Source organism: Enterococcus sp. DIV1337a (genome assembly GCF_051712285.1).
Lineage (GTDB): Bacteria > Bacillota > Bacilli > Lactobacillales > Enterococcaceae > Enterococcus > Enterococcus faecalis.
In genome coordinates, this window is record NZ_JBIOOP010000002.1 from 20,567 (window position 1) to 35,251 (window position 14,685).

Below are 14,685 nucleotides of genomic sequence, written 5' to 3' on the forward strand. Positions count from 1 at the left end.
ACTAAAAACCATGCAATAAGGGAAGGGCGTACCTGCTTCTTTTTTGTTGATCTTCTTTGGTTCTGTTGCAAAGTTTTAAATAAAGAATAAAATCCCTTACGGTATCTATGATTTAAGCTGGGATTCCCAATAATACCTTGATTTCAGTACAGACCGAAAACCCGAAGAGAGTACCTTCTTTTCGGGTTTTCTTATATAATCCTCGAATGGCTTCCATGCCTTTAATCGTGGTAGAGGCAGTGCGTAAACTTCGATAGAATTTATTGCGTCTCTTTACTGGACGATGGTCTTGTTCAATCAAATTATTCAGGTATTTAATGGTACGATGTTCTGTCCCTTGATAAAAGCCGTATTCTTTTAGTTTCTTAAAGGCACTTGTAATAGAGGGGGCTTTATCTGTGACTACAACCTTCGGTTCATCAAACTGCTTCACTAACCGCTTAAGAAAAGCATAGGCTGCTTGTGTGTCCCGTTTTTTACGTAACCAAATATCCAAGGTTAAACCATCTGCATCGATGGCTCGATACAAATAATGCCATTTTCCTTTAATTTTGATGTACGTTTCATCCATTTTCCATGAATAAAAGGATTTTTTATTTTTCTTTTTCCAAATTTGATAGAGTAGTTTGCCATATTCTTGCACCCAACGATAAATCGTCGTATGAGAAACGTTACTGCCACGATCATATAAGATTTCTTGAACTTCACGATAGCTAAGGTTATAACGAAGATAGTAGCCCACGGCTACAATAATCACATCCTGCTGAAATTGCTTTCCTTTAAAATGATTCACCGTCATTCCTCCTGCTATCTTTTTCTATTATTCTACCTTATTTGATAGTAGATTTAAAACTTTGCAACAGAACCGCATACATTATGTCGCCACATATTTTATGGGAAAAAGGGCAAACTATATCAAACCTATATTGACGGAATGGAAGAGCAATTGACTGCTCTTAGTATTGTGACAAATGCAATTATTTATTGGAATACGCTCTATTTAGAAAGAGTAATTGACCAAATGCGTGTAGAAGGATTTGATTGTTCAGAAGAGAAAATCAATAAATTATCACCACTTCTCGTTGAGCATATTAACTTTGTTTGTAAATACTCTTTTCGATATGATCCTTCCTTGAAAAATGGACATTTGCGTCCTTTAAATACACAATAAAACTAAAATGTTCGTGTTTTAAATCCTAGCGCTATTTTCTGCACGAATGTTCCAGAAGAATATTTCTGAAGAGAAAAAGAAAAAAACAAGAAACGTTGATTTAACAGCATTTCTTGTTTTTTCATGTCTCACTACCGCTATTTTCTGTACGGATGTTCCAGTGACGCCATTTACTAAGTATGTAGTAGGTCATTTAAGTTGAGCATACTTTATTTGTATAAACTTTGAATATGATTAAAGTATTTAGGTTAGTAATTTTTATGTAGCAACAGTTCCTGTTATAAAATAAAAATAGCTAGTTTTTTAGTTAATATATCTTTTTATGTCAGTTAGGAACTGTGATATTTAAATTGAATGTTCATATATTGTTTAGCCATTTTGTGGATAGGTTAAATTTGATAAAAAAGAGTATTGGGTGTACTATTTTAGTGACTGAATTAGTATATAGGAGGAATTGATTATGTGTACAGCAATTACTTATGTATCAAAAGATCATTACTTTGGAAGGAATTTTGATTATGAAATTTCTTATAATGAGGTGGTTACTATTACGCCGAGAAATTATAAGTTTTCATTTCGAGAAGTTGGAAATTTAGATCATCATTTTGCAATAATTGGAATTGCTGCTGGGATTGCTGATTATCCGCTTTATTATGATGCAATAAATGAAAAAGGATTAGGAATGGCTGGATTAAACTTTTCAGGCTATGCAGATTATAAAAAAATTGAAGAAGGAAAAGAAAATGTTTCTCCATTTGAGTTTATTCCTTGGGTATTGGGCCAATGCTCTACTGTAGATGAAGCAAAAAAATTATTGAAGAATCTTAATTTAGTAAATATTAATTTTAGTGATGAACTTCCGTTATCCCCTCTCCATTGGCTGTTGGCTGATAAAGAGCAATCTATTGTGGTTGAAAGCACGAAAGAAGGCTTACGTGTATTTGATAATCCTGTAGGCGTATTAACAAATAACCCAACATTTGATTACCAATTATTTAATTTAAACAATTATCGTGTACTTTCAACTAGAACTCCAAAAAATAATTTTTCAGATCAAATAGAGTTAGATATTTATAGTAGAGGAATGGGTGGTATTGGGTTGCCAGGAGATTTATCATCAGTATCTAGATTTGTAAAAGCAACTTTTACTAAGTTAAATTCTGTATCAAGAAGTTCAGAATATGAAAGTATTAGCCAATTTTTTCATATTTTAAGTTCTGTCGAACAACAAAAAGGATTGTGTGATGTTGGTGATGAAAAATATGAGTATACGATTTATTCTTCATGTTGTAACCTGGAAAAGGGAATTTATTACTATCGTACGTATGACAATAGTCAAATTACTGCTGTGGATATGAATAAGGAAAATTTAGAGAAGGATAGCTTAATTGTTTATCCAATGGTGGAAACACAACAAATTAACTATGCTAATTAATTTGTTGTAATTCTTGTTTTTATAAGTATTTTCGAAATGAGTTTAAATAAACGGGAATAATAGAAGAGTAGATTTAAGTTATTGATAACTACTAGGTAATTGATGATAAATTAAACAAATTAGATGCTTTAAGGAAAGATGACAAAAAAAGTACAGTATTACATGAAAAAGTGGATTTTTGAGAAAAAAAGGGTTTAACAATTAATATCAAAAACAACTATTCTTATAAAACGAATAGTTGTTTTTTTGTATTCATATTTTCTATAAAAAAATGAATAGTAAACGCTTGTAATTTTTTAATAAGAAGGATAGCTTGTTATAAGAGTAACTACGATTGTCCGCATAATTTTTTTGAAGTGTAAAAAAAATATAGAGCGCGAATTGTAAAATTAAGTTAGAAAAATAAAAAGGCATTTATGGTACACTCAAATTGTATTTCCGACGAAAGAAAACAAAGGAGTGTAACCATAAATGACCTACAAACATCTTACCATAGACGAACTGACAATGATAGAATCATATTATCTTCAACATAATAAGCCGGTTGAAATCGCTAACCGAATGGGACGTGCTATACAAACTATTTATAGTGTAGTCAATAAGTTCAACCAAGGCAAGACTGCTCTTGATTATTGGCACCAGTATAAAGAAAATAAGAAAAAATGTGGGAGAAAAGTCATTCAATTACCTGCTCATGAAGTAGATTACATTAAAGAGAAAGTCACTCTTGGTTGGACGCCTGACGTCATTATCGGGCGAAAAGAAAGGCCTGTTTCATGCGGTATGAGAACACTTTATCGTTTATTTTCTAAAGGAATATTTGATATTGACACACTACCGATGAAAGGTAAAAGAAAACCCAATGGCCATCAGGAAAAACGGGGAAAACAACAGTATCAGCGCTCAATCCATGATCGACCTGATAATTATCCTGATTTCAATTCTGAGTTTGGTCACCTTGAAGGTGATACGATCGTTGGCATTCATCATAAAAGTGCCGTCATTACTTTAGTTGAAAGGTTATCTAAAGTCATTATCACGATTAAACCCAACGGCCGTAAGGCATTAGATATTGAAACTGCCCTTAATCAATGGTTTTCTCGCTTCCCTAAAAACTTCTTTAAATCTATTACGTTTGACTGTGGAAAAGAATTTTCTAACTGGAAAGCCATTAGTAACCAACATGATATTGATATATATTTTGCGGACCCTGGAACACCTTCTCAACGCCCATTAAACGAGAATTCTAACGGGATTCTGCGTCGTAATGGACTGCCGAAATCAATGGATTTTAGAGAAGTGAATCAGACATTTATTTCCAGTGTCAGCAATCAACGTAATCATATTCCAAGAAAATCATTGAATTACAGAACACCAATCGAAATATTTTTGAGCTATGTACAAGAAGCATTTTATTCTAGCTTAATTTGACAAATCATAGAGTTATAAATGTGATAGGTGTATTAGTATTTATTTAAAAGACTAAAAAATGTGAAGGAGTTTGAATCGAAATGAAAAAAGTATGTGCTATTTTAATGATTTCTGCGTCAGTTTTAGGAATGGTGCCCAGTAATGTACCAATTTTTACAGCAGAAATAAATTATGCGCATGAAAATGAATTACAAATGAATCCGTTTGTTATAGCGTTTGTCGATAAAGTGAAGGGTTCTGTTGCAAAGTTTGAAAATCAAACGCGCCCTCTCTGAACTCCAAATATCTTAGGCTGGTATTCCCATTAATACCTTGATTTCAGTAGACACCGAAAAGCCGAAGAGCGTTCCATTTCTTCGGTTCTTTTTATATATTCCTCGAATGGTCTCCATGCCCTTAATCGTGGAAGAGGCTGTACGGAGACTTTGATAAAATTTATTCCGTCGTTTAATAGGTCGATGGTCTTGTTCTATTAAATTGTTAAGATACTTCACAGTTCGGTGCTCTGTCTTAGTATATAAACCCACACTCTGTAACTTTCTAAAGGCGGAGCCAAGAGAAGGTGCTTTATCGGTCACAATTGCTTTCGGCTCACCAAACTGTTTATGGAGTCGTTTTAAGAAAGCATAGGCTGCTTGCGTATCCCGTTTCTTTCGTAACCAGATATCTAAGGTTAAGCCGTCCGCATCAATTGCACGATAAAGATAATGCCAACGTCCCTTAATTTTGATATAGGTTTCGTCCATTTTCCATGAATAGAAGGATTGTCTATTTTTCTTCTTCCAAAGATAATAGAGGACTTTGCTGTACTCTTGCACCCAACGATAAATCGTAGTATGACAAACATTTATTCCACGATCATATAACAATTCCTGAACTTCACGATAGCTTAGATTGTAACGCAGGTAGTAACCAACAGCGACAATAATGACGTCTTTTTTGAATTGTTTGCCTTTAAAATGATTCATTACTCTGTCCTCTCTGTCTTTTTTCTCAATTTTACACTAAAATAGATTTTTTGGAAACTTTGCAACAGAACCCTTCAAGTTATGGAATTTTTAGAACTTAAGCATTTAAAAAATATGAGCAAGAGTGTTATAGAGCAATTATCATAAAAAAATAAGCAGCCCGAATTTACTAAAGAGTTTCGGATTGCTTATTTTTTATTGCTTGTTCTTTTGATATATTTTTTTTGCAATAGAATTACTAATGGGAAAACAAATTAATGCGATAACCAGACCGATAGCAATTTCGTGAAAAATAATTGTTATTAAGAATAAAACTATACTAGATATGAATAAACTTAAAACATGTATTTTATCTTCTTTCATAGGATCCTCCCGTTAGGGAGCGTCAATAATTTTGTGTAAATGATTCTTCCCTACTGCAGATTGTTTCTAATTCTCAATCAGTTGGCTTAGCATTTGTTCAAGTTCGCCTTCGGCCTGTTGAAAGCCTTTATGACTGCGACCTAGGAATTTTTGGTTGTAAGTATCAAAAGACGAGACTAAGAAACGTTCCATCGACTCTTCGTTTTGGAACTGTTCCTTGCGGTGGCTGTATTTCTTGATTTGCTTATTAAAGGATTCAATCAAGTTCGTAGAATAAATACTCTTGCGTATGACCAAGGGGAAATCATAGAAAGTGAGCAAGTGATCGTTTGAAAGAATCGATTCAACCACTTTTGGATAGCTGGTTTTCCATTTTTCCGCAAAAGCACCACGTGCTTCCAACGCCACCTCTTTAGATGAGGCTTGATACACCATTTTAAAATCATCACAGACTTCCTTACGATCATCGACACGCACTTTGTGACTGATATTACGGGAAACGTGTACACAACAATGTTGAAAACGAGCTTTGGGATAGAACCGACTAATCGCTCCTACCATCCCCTTTAAGCCATCCGTGATGAACAGGAGGACATTTTTCAAACCGCGCTCTTGAAGGTCCAATAAAATTTCCTCCCAAATCGTGATGGATTCAGTCGGTGCAATCGCATAGCTCAATACTTCCTTTGATCCGTCCGGGCGAATGCCAACTGCGATATGAATAGCTTCCTTGGCGACGGTTTTCCGCTTTAACGGAATATACGTTGCGTCCATATAAATAGCAGCATAACGGTCATGAAGCTCCCGCCCTTTAAACGCCGTTACCTCTTCTGTAAATGATTTTGTTATATTGGACATGGTTTGGGGCGTGTAGTGATGCCCATACATTTTCTCAATCAAGTCTGCGATTTCCGACATGGTAATACCTTTTCGGAAGAGGTGAATGACGGTCTCCTCTAACGTGTCATTCGTCCGTCTATAAGCAGGAATAGTCTGTTGCTTGAACTCACCATTGCGGTCGCGCGGAATCTGGAGATGAAGTTCCCCATACTCGATCTTGACCGTACGGTAATAGGAGCCGTTACGAGAATTACCCGTGTTAAAACCAATGCGATCATACTTTTCGTAATCTAGGAAAGCCGTTAACTCCGTTTTGAGAAGCGTATTGACTGCTTTCTCCAAATGGACACGGAATAATTCATTCAAATCGCCTTTGTTCGCTAGAGTCTTTAGAATTTCTGTAGTAAAATCGTTCATAGGGAAGTCCTCTCTTCTGTGAATGTGTTGTGGTAACTCTATTCTACAGAAGGGACTTCCTTTTTTCTATTTACACAAAATATTTTACACTCTCTCCCGTTATTGTCATACAATAGTTGTTTGATTTATATTTTAAATTATCAATAAAAGAAAAGCTAGGAAAAAAGCATTCAAACGAAAACCCAGTTAATACAGATACAGGCGTTGTGATTGTCGCAGTTGAAGATAGTAAACCGATTATTCAATTAGCAGACGGAACAACAAAGAAAGTTGAAGATAAAGAAATTGGAGCAGACGTTCAAAAAAACGGAACAGTAACGGTTAAAGGTTCAGACGGAAGAATGAAAGTTTTACCAAAAACAGGAGAAACAGAAAATATTGCATTGTCTGTCCTAGGTTCATTAATGGTATTAGGATCAGCATTCATTTTTAAAAAGAGAATCTAATTAAGTATTTATAAAAGCATGGTCGCAAGTTTTACACTCTCCTACTTGAAGTTTCCGAATGAAAACTCTATAATGAGAAATGTGAAAATGTTCACTTATTATAAATTAAGTTTGGAGGCTTTTATTTATGAAAATTGCAATTGCAGGGGCCGGCGCGATGGGTTCCCGGTTCGGACTGATGTTGAAACAAGGTGGTAACGATGTTTTGCTAATCGACGGCTGGCAGGAGCATATCAATGCCATCAAAGAAAACGGATTGAAGGCTAATTATAATGGCGAAGAAATTACTGTTAAAGTCCCAATTGTTAATCAGAATGAGGTGCCCACTGGTGAGCAATTTGATTTGATTATCTTATTCACGAAGGCAATGCAGTTGGAAAAAATGCTGCAGGATGTTAAACCATTAATTGCTGATCACACAGAAGTTTTGTGTCTTTTAAACGGTATCGGTCATGAAGACGTAATCGAAAAATTCGTACCGATGGAAAAAATCTTTATCGGCAACACCATGTGGACTGCTGGTCTAGAAGGTCCCGGCAAGGCTAAATTATTTGGCAGCGGGTCTGTTGAATTGCAAAATCTAGGTATTGGCCAAGAAGAATCAGCGAAAAAATTGGCGGAAACTTTGTCCGCGTCTGGTTTAAATGCCAAATATTCCGACAACATTCATTATTCAATTTATCGTAAAGCTTGTGTCAATGGTACGATGAATGGCTTATGCACGATTTTAGACGTCAATATGGCGGGGCTTGGTGCAACCAAACCTGCTCATGACATGGTAGTGACTATTGTTAACGAATTTGCAGCTGTTGCTGCCAAAGAAAACGTCAACTTAGACATTCCCGAAGTAATCGAACATGTAGAAACTTGTTTTGACCCGACTACGATTGGTATGCATTTCCCATCGATGCACCAAGACTTGATAAAAAATAACCGTTTGACCGAGATTGACTACATCAACGGAGCCATTTCTCGTAAAGGTAAAAAATATGGAGTAGTAACTCCTTACTGTGATTTCTTAACGCAACTGGTTCATAGTAAAGAAGAAATTCTAGGAGCGAAATAGTAATCATTAGAAAGAGGATGAGAAAATGGAAGAAAAATTAACTCCAAAAATATTTTTAAATAAAGTATTAGCGGGTACCGCAACGGGGATCATCGTAGGGTTGATTCCTAACGCGGTATTGGCAGCAATTTTGAAATTATTTGGTGAAAATACCTTAGCAGTAACGATCACACAAATGGCAGTTATTTTCCAACTAGCTACTCCACTATTGATTGGCGCTTTGATTGCGGTGCAGTTTGGCTTCAAACCAATGCAAATGTTAGTAGTTGCCGGTGCAGCTTTCGTTGGCTCCGGTGTTGTGAAATTCAATCCTGACACAGCTACTTATATCGGTGCTGGTACCGGAGACATCATCAATACCATGATTACTGCATCAATCGCTGTCGGCATGATCTTGTTGATCGGCGAAAAATTTGGGTCCGTGGCAATTGTTGCAACACCAATCGTTGTTGGTATCGGCGCTGGTCTAATCGGCTATTATTTATATCCTTACGTAACCAAGATTACTGCCGCTATCGGTGACTTAATTAATACCTTTACTACTTTGCAACCAATTTTGATGTCAATCTTGATTGCATGTTCCTTTGCTTTCTTGATTATCTCGCCGATCTCTACAGTTGCCATTGGTATGGCAATTCAATTGAACGGTGTTTCTGCTGGTGCAGCCGCTATGGGTGTTGCCGCAACAACAGTTGTCTTGGTAGTTAACTCTTGGAAAGTCAACAAACCAGGGGTTACTTTGGCCATCGCATTGGGTGCTATGAAAATGATGATGCCAAACTTGTTTAGGAAACCAATTATCTTGGTGCCATGTCTATTCACCGCTATCATCTCAGCAATTCCAGTAGCGTTATTCTCAGTCTCAGGGACTCCTGCTTCTGCTGGTTTCGGTTTGGTAGGGTTGGTAGGTCCGTTGGCTTCATTGGACGCCGGTTTGAGTATTATTCTACTATTAATCAGCTGGTTTGTTGTACCAATCGTAGCTGCTTTCGTAGGTCAAATCTTATTTGAAAAAATCTTGAAATTGTATGATCGTAAAGATGTTTTCGAATTTTTAGGATAGTCAACTAGAAAAAGTGTGAGCCTTGTGCTCACGCTTTTTTGTGCAATTGAAGTTGGTGAATCTCAGCGAAAAGAGAAAGGTACCTTAAATAGTGTGTTTCTGGTCAATAGCACAATGAAATATCTAAATACATTATGAACTGCTTTTCGTTTTATGAAGAGCAGTTTGTGCTATTTGAGAAATTGCTCAATTTAATCATTAAGTAGTTTCATCAATGGTGACTATGCTACTGCAATTCTTGTTGTACCAACCGGGAGCGTCAATAATTTTGTGTAAATAACTCGTCCTTCTGCAAAATAATGGGTTACTCAGTAAACATTGAAGCTAATGTATCCGTCACTTGTTGGAAGCCTTCATGGCTTCTATTTAAGAATTTTTGATTGTATGTATCAAAGATGGATACTAGGAAACGCTCTAGTGATTCTTCATTTTGAAACTGCTCTTTTCTGCGGCTGTATTTCTTGATTTGTTTATTGAAAGATTCGATTAAATTAGTTGAGTAAATGCTTCGGCGGATACCAGGCGGAAACTCATAAAAAGTCAATAAATCTTGATTTTTTATCAGTGACTGCGTCACTTTAGGATAAGTTTTCTGCCACTTCTCAATCATACTCCCTAAAAAGGTATTTGCCTCTTCCTTTGAGCTAGCTTGATAAACAGCCTTAAAATCATCACATATTTCTTTTCGATCTTTGACACGTACTTTATGAGCAATATTACGGGAAACATGAACACAGCAATGTTGGTATTTAGCTTTAGGATAAATCTGGTGAATCGTATCTTTCATGCCTTTTAAGCCATCGGTAATAAACAGTAAGTGGATAGGCTACAATTAACTAGACAGAAAAATTAAGGTGTGTAGACTAGAAGAAAACATACCAGGAGGAATTTTTATGTCTAAGAGAACACGAAGAACTTTTTCACAAGAATTCAAGCAACAAATCGTCAATCTTTACTTAGCTGGAAAGCCACGTGTAGAAATCATTCGAGAATATGAACTAACGGCTTCAGCATTTGACAAATGGGTAAAGCAATCTAAAACGAGTGGTTCATTCAAAGAAAAAGATAATCTTACGCCTGAACAAAAAGAATTGTTAGAACTACGTAAAAGAAACCAGCAATTAGAAATGGAAAATGATATTTTAAAGCAAGCAGCGCTGATATTCGGACGAAGAGACAAGTAATCGATGCGAATAAGCATCTTTACCCTATATCAGCGATGTGCAGAATATTAGGTCTATCACGTCAGTCCTATTATTATCAATCAAAACCAAAGAAAGACGAATCAGAACTTGAAGAAGTAGTCGCTGAAGAATTTATCCGCAGCCGAAAGGCCTACGGCTCAAGAAAAATAAAAAAAGCCTTATCAAAACGAGGCATTCAGATCAGCCGACGAAAAATTAGTAGAATCATGAAAAATAGAGGATTAAAATCGAGCTATACTGTTGCTTATTTTAAAGTACATCATTCTACTTGCAATGAAGCCAAAACGACAAACGTATTGAATCGTAAATTCTTAAGAGACAACCCATTAGAAGCGATCGTAACAGACTTGACTTATGTACGAGTCGGGAAAAAATGGAATTATGTCTGTTTCATTTTGGATCTGTTCAATCGAGAAATTCTCGGCTATTCTTGTGGAGAACATAAAGATGCCGTTCTAGTAAAAAAAGCATTTAGCCGTATCAAACAACCTCTGACAGAGGTTGAGATTTTTCATACTGATCGTGGAAAAGAGTTTGATAACCAAGCTATTGATGAATTATTAACAACTTTTGACATCAATCGATCATTGAGTCATAAAGGCTGTCCTTTTGATAATGCCGTAGCTGAATCAACTTATAAGTCGTTGAAAGTAGAATTTGTCTATCAATACACATTTGAAACCTTACAACAATTGGATTTGGAGTTATTTAACTATGTCAATTGGTGGAACCACCTTCGGTTGCACGGTACACTTGGCTACGAGACACCGGTTGGTTACCGTAACCAGAGATTGGCGCAGCGAATCCTTGATAATGAGCTCGGATGTGCTAACGCTAGCGAGGCAGTCTAACTTTAACTGTTAGCTCCTGCCGAAGATCGTCACATCCGAGGAGGCTCATTGTCAAGGACAATCGGAATAGCATACGGAAAGAAGTTCTGCACCTTATAAAATTTGTCAAAAAAACTGTTCCCATTCCACAAAAAAATAGCTAAAAAACTCACTGCTCTAATCGACAGTGAGTTTTTGTGTAATACATACTAATTTATAATTATCTAATAGGTACTTTTTCAGAATAACTATAGAATTGAGATTTATCTGTAAAATTAGCTTTATATTTACTGTTAATTCCAGCCTTTTTAGATATATCTCCCAATTCAATTAATAACTTTTCATCATTTCCTAAAAAATGAATTTTATTGTCAAATCCAACAATATAGATATAATTTACCAATTTATTTATTAATATTTCTGGATATTTTTCGCTATCTATTTTTTTATAGACTTGCAACAAAACATCTGTAATATCTAATATAGCTTTGGTCTTATCACGCTTCATTAAACTATTATATAGTTCATGAATTATTTTTTTTGTTTCCTCAATATCAATCATTTAAATCCTTCCTCCACTAAAACTACCAAACAAATTATCTCCCCAACGTTTAACTCCTTCTGACCAAGCTTGTCCCCAATTTACCCAACATTTTTGCTTATTACAATACACACCATTTCCGTAATATGTGGCAGCTTCTACATTTGTTCCTAATGCTGTAAAACCAATCCCAATCATGCCACAAATAACTAAACCTTTAACTAATTTCTTTTTCATTAATGTTCACCTCGAAAAATAAAAATTAGAAAACGTCTTCTATATAGAAATTATATAGTTATTGGTATAGTTTTGTAAACGATACAATAAAAGTTTTTTTCTAACATTTTTGTAAGGAGGTATATATAATTAAAAAGAATCTACCTATTTACCTTTTTTACCTCTTCAACTAAAAATGCTTGTAAAAACCGTATGTCCAAATAACAATATTCAATCCTACTAAAAACCAAAAAATTTTAATCATAAATTAGTATGTATTACACAAAAACTCACTGTCGATTAGAGCAGTGAGTTTTTTAGCTATTTTTTTGTGGAATGGGAACAGTTTTTTTGACAAATTTTATAAGGTGCAGAACTTCTTTCCGTATGCTATTCCGATTGTCCTTGACAATGAGCCTCCTCGGATGTGACGATCTTCGGCAGGAGCTAACAGTTAAAGTTAGACTGCCTCGCTAGCGTTAGCACATCCGAGCTCATTATCAAGGATTCGCTGCGCCAATCTCTGGTTACGGTAACCAACCGGTGTCTCGTAGCCAAGTGTACCGTGCAACCGAAGGTGGTTCCACCAATTGACATAGTTAAATAACTCCAAATCCAATTGTTGTAAGGTTTCAAATGTGTATTGATAGACAAATTCTACTTTCAACGACTTATAAGTTGATTCAGCTACGGCATTATCAAAAGGACAGCCTTTATGACTCAATGATCGATTGATGTCAAAAGTTGTTAATAATTCATCAATAGCTTGGTTATCAAACTCTTTTCCACGATCAGTATGAAAAATCTCAACCTCTGTCAGAGGTTGTTTGATACGGCTAAATGCTTTTTACTAGAACGGCATCTTTATGTTCTCCACAAGAATAGCCGAGAATTTCTCGATTGAACAGATCCAAAATGAAACAGACATAATTCCATTTTTTCCCGACTCGTACATAAGTCAAGTCTGTTACGATCGCTTCTAATGGGTTGTCTCTTAAGAATTTACGATTCAATACGTTTGTCGTTTTGGCTTCATTGCAAGTAGAATGATGTACTTTAAAATAAGCAACAGTATAGCTCGATTTTAATCCTCTATTTTTCATGATTCTACTAATTTTTCGTCGGCTGATCTGAATGCCTCGTTTTGATAAGGCTTTTTTTATTTTTCTTGAGCCGTAGGCCTTTCGGCTGCGGATAAATTCTTCAGCGACTACTTCTTCAAGTTCTGATTCGTCTTTCTTTGGTTTTGATTGATAATAATAGGACTGACGTGATAGACCTAATATTCTGCACATCGCTGATATAGGGTAAAGATGCTTATTCGCATCGATTACTTGTCTCTTCGTCCGAATATCAGCGCTGCTTGCTTTAAAATATCATTTTCCATTTCTAATTGCTGGTTTCTTTTACGTAGTTCTAACAATTCTTTTTGTTCAGGCGTAAGATTATCTTTTTCTTTGAATGAACCACTCGTTTTAGATTGCTTTACCCATTTGTCAAATGCTGAAGCCGTTAGTTCATATTCTCGAATGATTTCTACACGTGGCTTTCCAGCTAAGTAAAGATTGACGATTTGTTGCTTGAATTCTTGTGAAAAAGTTCTTCGTGTTCTCTTAGACATAAAAATTCCTCCTGGTATGTTTTCTTCTAGTCTACACACCTTAATTTTTCTGTCTAGTTAATTGTAGCCTATCCAATGATCCAACGAAAAAAGAAATTGTCCTCCTACAACATTTAGGAGAAGTGATGACTTTAAAAGTCTTACTTCATGAAATGACGCATGCCATGCTTCACCCAGATTCGCAAGCGATATTTGGAGATGACGTTTATTCTCGACAAGAATTTGAAGCGGAATCAGTTGCCTATATTGTCTCCCGTCACTTAGGGCTGGATACGTCCTCGTATTCTTTTGGTTATCTTTCTTCTTGGACGAAGCAAGGAGAAAAGTTAGAAGAATTTACGCAATCGTTAGAAACAATCACGAAAGAGGCGCGTACGCTAATTGAAAAAGCTGACCATGCTTTATCCATAGAAAAAGGCATTCAACTTCCCCAAAATAAATTTGAAGAACGTTTATTGAACGCGAAGAAAAAAGAAACTGAAGTGGGAAAGTCCCAAGCTAACGAGCAAAAAAGGCAACAAAATGAACCAAAAATTTCTGCTCAAATAGCAAATTCTACTCGATTTTAAAAACAAATAATAAGAGAAAAGGAGAAAACAAAATGGACCAATTAACGGACGAAAGTAAATTTATTCTGATACAATTTTTCTTGGCAGACCCGCTTAGTGAACAACCAAGAGTCCACCAGAAAAAGAAAGAAAAATCAAAAGGAACGGTGCTAAAAGAACTGGATACGTTGATTCATGATTTTAAAGAAAAAGAATTAGAAATTGATTTATTTCCTTACGAAGAAGCAGCCACTTATTTACGAAAGTTGAAAGGAAATGACGCGTATTTGGTCTTTCTGGATGAGTTATTAGCTCCTTATCAATAAGAAAGAAAAAATAAAGGTCAAAATTGGTAAGTTGAAACGTCAATAAATGTCAAAGTGTAGCGATGGGGATTGGGGGAACCCCAAAAATTTGAACGACTCCTACCAGTATTTTTGGTAGGAGTCATTCAAAATATCGCAACATGCTAGCATGTTGCTCTGCTCGCAAAAAGAAAGCCTACCCTTGGGTGTAACCAATTG

Annotated in this window: 14 protein-coding genes and 4 pseudogenes; 10 read left to right on the forward strand and 8 right to left on the reverse strand. The window is 35.7% G+C overall.

The features are described 5' to 3' along the window. Positions 1–112 precede the first annotated feature (112 nt). A complete protein-coding gene (locus IGL49_RS12285) occupies positions 113–793 on the reverse strand; it encodes an IS6-like element IS1216 family transposase (protein ID WP_041591852.1) in 681 nt (226 codons plus the stop codon). A 75-nt stretch (positions 794–868) separates the two neighbouring features. Between IGL49_RS12285 and IGL49_RS12290 the strand changes: the two are divergent. The 4 genes and pseudogenes from IGL49_RS12290 to IGL49_RS12305 form a co-directional block, all read left to right on the forward strand. Beyond that, a pseudogene (locus tag IGL49_RS12290) lies at positions 869–1,171 on the forward strand (Tn3 family transposase); the annotation flags it as partial. A gap of 460 nt (positions 1,172–1,631) precedes the next feature. Then, entirely contained in the window at positions 1,632–2,606 is a 975-nt protein-coding gene (gene bsh / locus IGL49_RS12295; protein WP_002355428.1) for a choloylglycine hydrolase, read from the forward strand. A 471-nt stretch (positions 2,607–3,077) separates the two neighbouring features. Further along, entirely contained in the window at positions 3,078–4,037 is a 960-nt protein-coding gene (locus IGL49_RS12300; protein ID WP_002362389.1) for an IS30-like element IS6770 family transposase, read from the forward strand. Positions 4,038–4,117: 80 nt separating this feature from the next. Continuing rightward, entirely contained in the window at positions 4,118–4,312 is a 195-nt protein-coding gene (locus tag IGL49_RS12305; RefSeq protein ID WP_002358658.1) for a hypothetical protein, read from the forward strand. 12 nt (positions 4,313–4,324) lie between these two features. Here the strand turns inward: IGL49_RS12305 and IGL49_RS12310 are convergent, their stop codons facing one another. The 3 genes from IGL49_RS12310 to IGL49_RS12320 all read right to left on the reverse strand — a co-directional run bounded on the left by IGL49_RS12310 (position 4,325) and on the right by IGL49_RS12320 (position 6,625). Next, a complete protein-coding gene (locus tag IGL49_RS12310) occupies positions 4,325–5,005 on the reverse strand; it encodes an IS6-like element ISS1N family transposase (RefSeq protein ID WP_024046927.1) in 681 nt (226 codons plus the stop codon). Positions 5,006–5,200: 195 nt separating this feature from the next. Further along, positions 5,201–5,368, reverse strand: coding sequence for a hypothetical protein (locus IGL49_RS12315; RefSeq protein WP_002362382.1), 168 nt, complete (start codon positions 5,366–5,368; stop codon positions 5,201–5,203). Positions 5,369–5,434: 66 nt separating this feature from the next. Continuing rightward, entirely contained in the window at positions 5,435–6,625 is a 1,191-nt protein-coding gene (locus IGL49_RS12320; protein WP_104858757.1) for an IS256-like element ISLgar5 family transposase, read from the reverse strand. A 116-nt stretch (positions 6,626–6,741) separates the two neighbouring features. Between IGL49_RS12320 and IGL49_RS12325 the strand changes: the two genes are divergently transcribed. The 3 genes from IGL49_RS12325 (at position 6,742) to IGL49_RS12335 (ending at position 9,200) form a co-directional block, all read left to right on the forward strand. Next, positions 6,742–7,071, forward strand: coding sequence for an LPXTG cell wall anchor domain-containing protein (locus tag IGL49_RS12325; protein ID WP_073438924.1), 330 nt, complete (start codon positions 6,742–6,744; stop codon positions 7,069–7,071). A 127-nt stretch (positions 7,072–7,198) separates the two neighbouring features. Next, the gene (locus IGL49_RS12330; protein WP_002335374.1) at positions 7,199–8,137 is read left to right on the forward strand and encodes a 2-dehydropantoate 2-reductase; all 939 of its coding nucleotides are present in this window, start codon (positions 7,199–7,201) and stop codon (positions 8,135–8,137) included. Positions 8,138–8,162: 25 nt separating this feature from the next. Then, a complete protein-coding gene (locus IGL49_RS12335) occupies positions 8,163–9,200 on the forward strand; it encodes a PTS sugar transporter subunit IIC (protein WP_002355369.1) in 1,038 nt (345 codons plus the stop codon). Between the two features lie 304 nt (positions 9,201–9,504). Here the strand turns inward: IGL49_RS12335 and IGL49_RS12340 are convergent. Beyond that, positions 9,505–10,017, reverse strand: a pseudogene (locus IGL49_RS12340) (IS256-like element ISEfm2 family transposase); the annotation flags it as partial. Positions 10,018–10,093: 76 nt separating this feature from the next. On the opposite strand from IGL49_RS12340, the gene IGL49_RS12345 reads away from it, so the two are divergent. Then, positions 10,094–11,256, forward strand: a protein-coding gene (locus IGL49_RS12345; RefSeq protein WP_104866402.1) for an IS3 family transposase whose coding sequence is annotated in 2 segments (ribosomal slippage) — positions 10,094–10,370 and positions 10,370–11,256 — 1,164 coding nt in all. Because the reading frame shifts where the segments join, the coding sequence is not laid out codon by codon here. Between the two features lie 199 nt (positions 11,257–11,455). Here the strand turns inward: IGL49_RS12345 and IGL49_RS12350 are convergent. The 3 genes and pseudogenes from IGL49_RS12350 to IGL49_RS12360 form a co-directional block, all read right to left on the reverse strand. Beyond that, the gene (locus IGL49_RS12350) at positions 11,456–11,797 is read right to left on the reverse strand and encodes a bacteriocin immunity protein (protein WP_002367792.1); all 342 of its coding nucleotides are present in this window, start codon (positions 11,795–11,797) and stop codon (positions 11,456–11,458) included. Beyond that, on the reverse strand, positions 11,798–12,013 hold the full coding sequence (locus IGL49_RS12355; RefSeq protein WP_010709166.1) for a leucocin A/sakacin P family class II bacteriocin: 216 nt from the start codon (positions 12,011–12,013) through the stop codon (positions 11,798–11,800). It abuts the gene before it with no gap. A gap of 439 nt (positions 12,014–12,452) precedes the next feature. Beyond that, positions 12,453–13,613, reverse strand: a pseudogene (locus tag IGL49_RS12360) (IS3 family transposase). 77 nt (positions 13,614–13,690) lie between these two features. Between IGL49_RS12360 and IGL49_RS12365 the strand changes: the two are divergent. Together IGL49_RS12365 and IGL49_RS12370 are read left to right on the forward strand one after the other, a co-directional pair. After that, positions 13,691–14,182: pseudogene (locus IGL49_RS12365) on the forward strand (ArdC-like ssDNA-binding domain-containing protein); the annotation flags it as partial. 32 nt (positions 14,183–14,214) lie between these two features. Continuing rightward, a complete protein-coding gene (locus IGL49_RS12370; RefSeq protein ID WP_073438450.1) occupies positions 14,215–14,487 on the forward strand; it encodes an LtrD in 273 nt (90 codons plus the stop codon). Positions 14,488–14,685: the final 198 nt, after the last annotated feature.

Bases quoted from the DNA above. Each gene is read 5' to 3' on its own strand.
- bsh (WP_002355428.1), top strand. From the start codon at position 1,632: ATGTGTACAGCAATTACTTATGTATCAAAAGATCATTACTTTGGAAGG.
- IGL49_RS12300 (WP_002362389.1), top strand. From the start codon at position 3,078: ATGACCTACAAACATCTTACCATAGACGAACTGACAATGATAGAATCA.
- IGL49_RS12305 (WP_002358658.1), top strand. From the start codon at position 4,118: ATGAAAAAAGTATGTGCTATTTTAATGATTTCTGCGTCAGTTTTAGGA.
- IGL49_RS12310 (WP_024046927.1), bottom strand. From the start codon at position 5,005: ATGAATCATTTTAAAGGCAAACAATTCAAAAAAGACGTCATTATTGTC.
- IGL49_RS12315 (WP_002362382.1), bottom strand. From the start codon at position 5,368: ATGAAAGAAGATAAAATACATGTTTTAAGTTTATTCATATCTAGTATA.
- IGL49_RS12320 (WP_104858757.1), bottom strand. From the start codon at position 6,625: ATGAACGATTTTACTACAGAAATTCTAAAGACTCTAGCGAACAAAGGC.
- IGL49_RS12330 (WP_002335374.1), top strand. From the start codon at position 7,199: ATGAAAATTGCAATTGCAGGGGCCGGCGCGATGGGTTCCCGGTTCGGA.
- IGL49_RS12335 (WP_002355369.1), top strand. From the start codon at position 8,163: ATGGAAGAAAAATTAACTCCAAAAATATTTTTAAATAAAGTATTAGCG.
- IGL49_RS12350 (WP_002367792.1), bottom strand. From the start codon at position 11,797: ATGATTGATATTGAGGAAACAAAAAAAATAATTCATGAACTATATAAT.
- IGL49_RS12355 (WP_010709166.1), bottom strand. From the start codon at position 12,013: ATGAAAAAGAAATTAGTTAAAGGTTTAGTTATTTGTGGCATGATTGGG.
- IGL49_RS12370 (WP_073438450.1), top strand. From the start codon at position 14,215: ATGGACCAATTAACGGACGAAAGTAAATTTATTCTGATACAATTTTTC.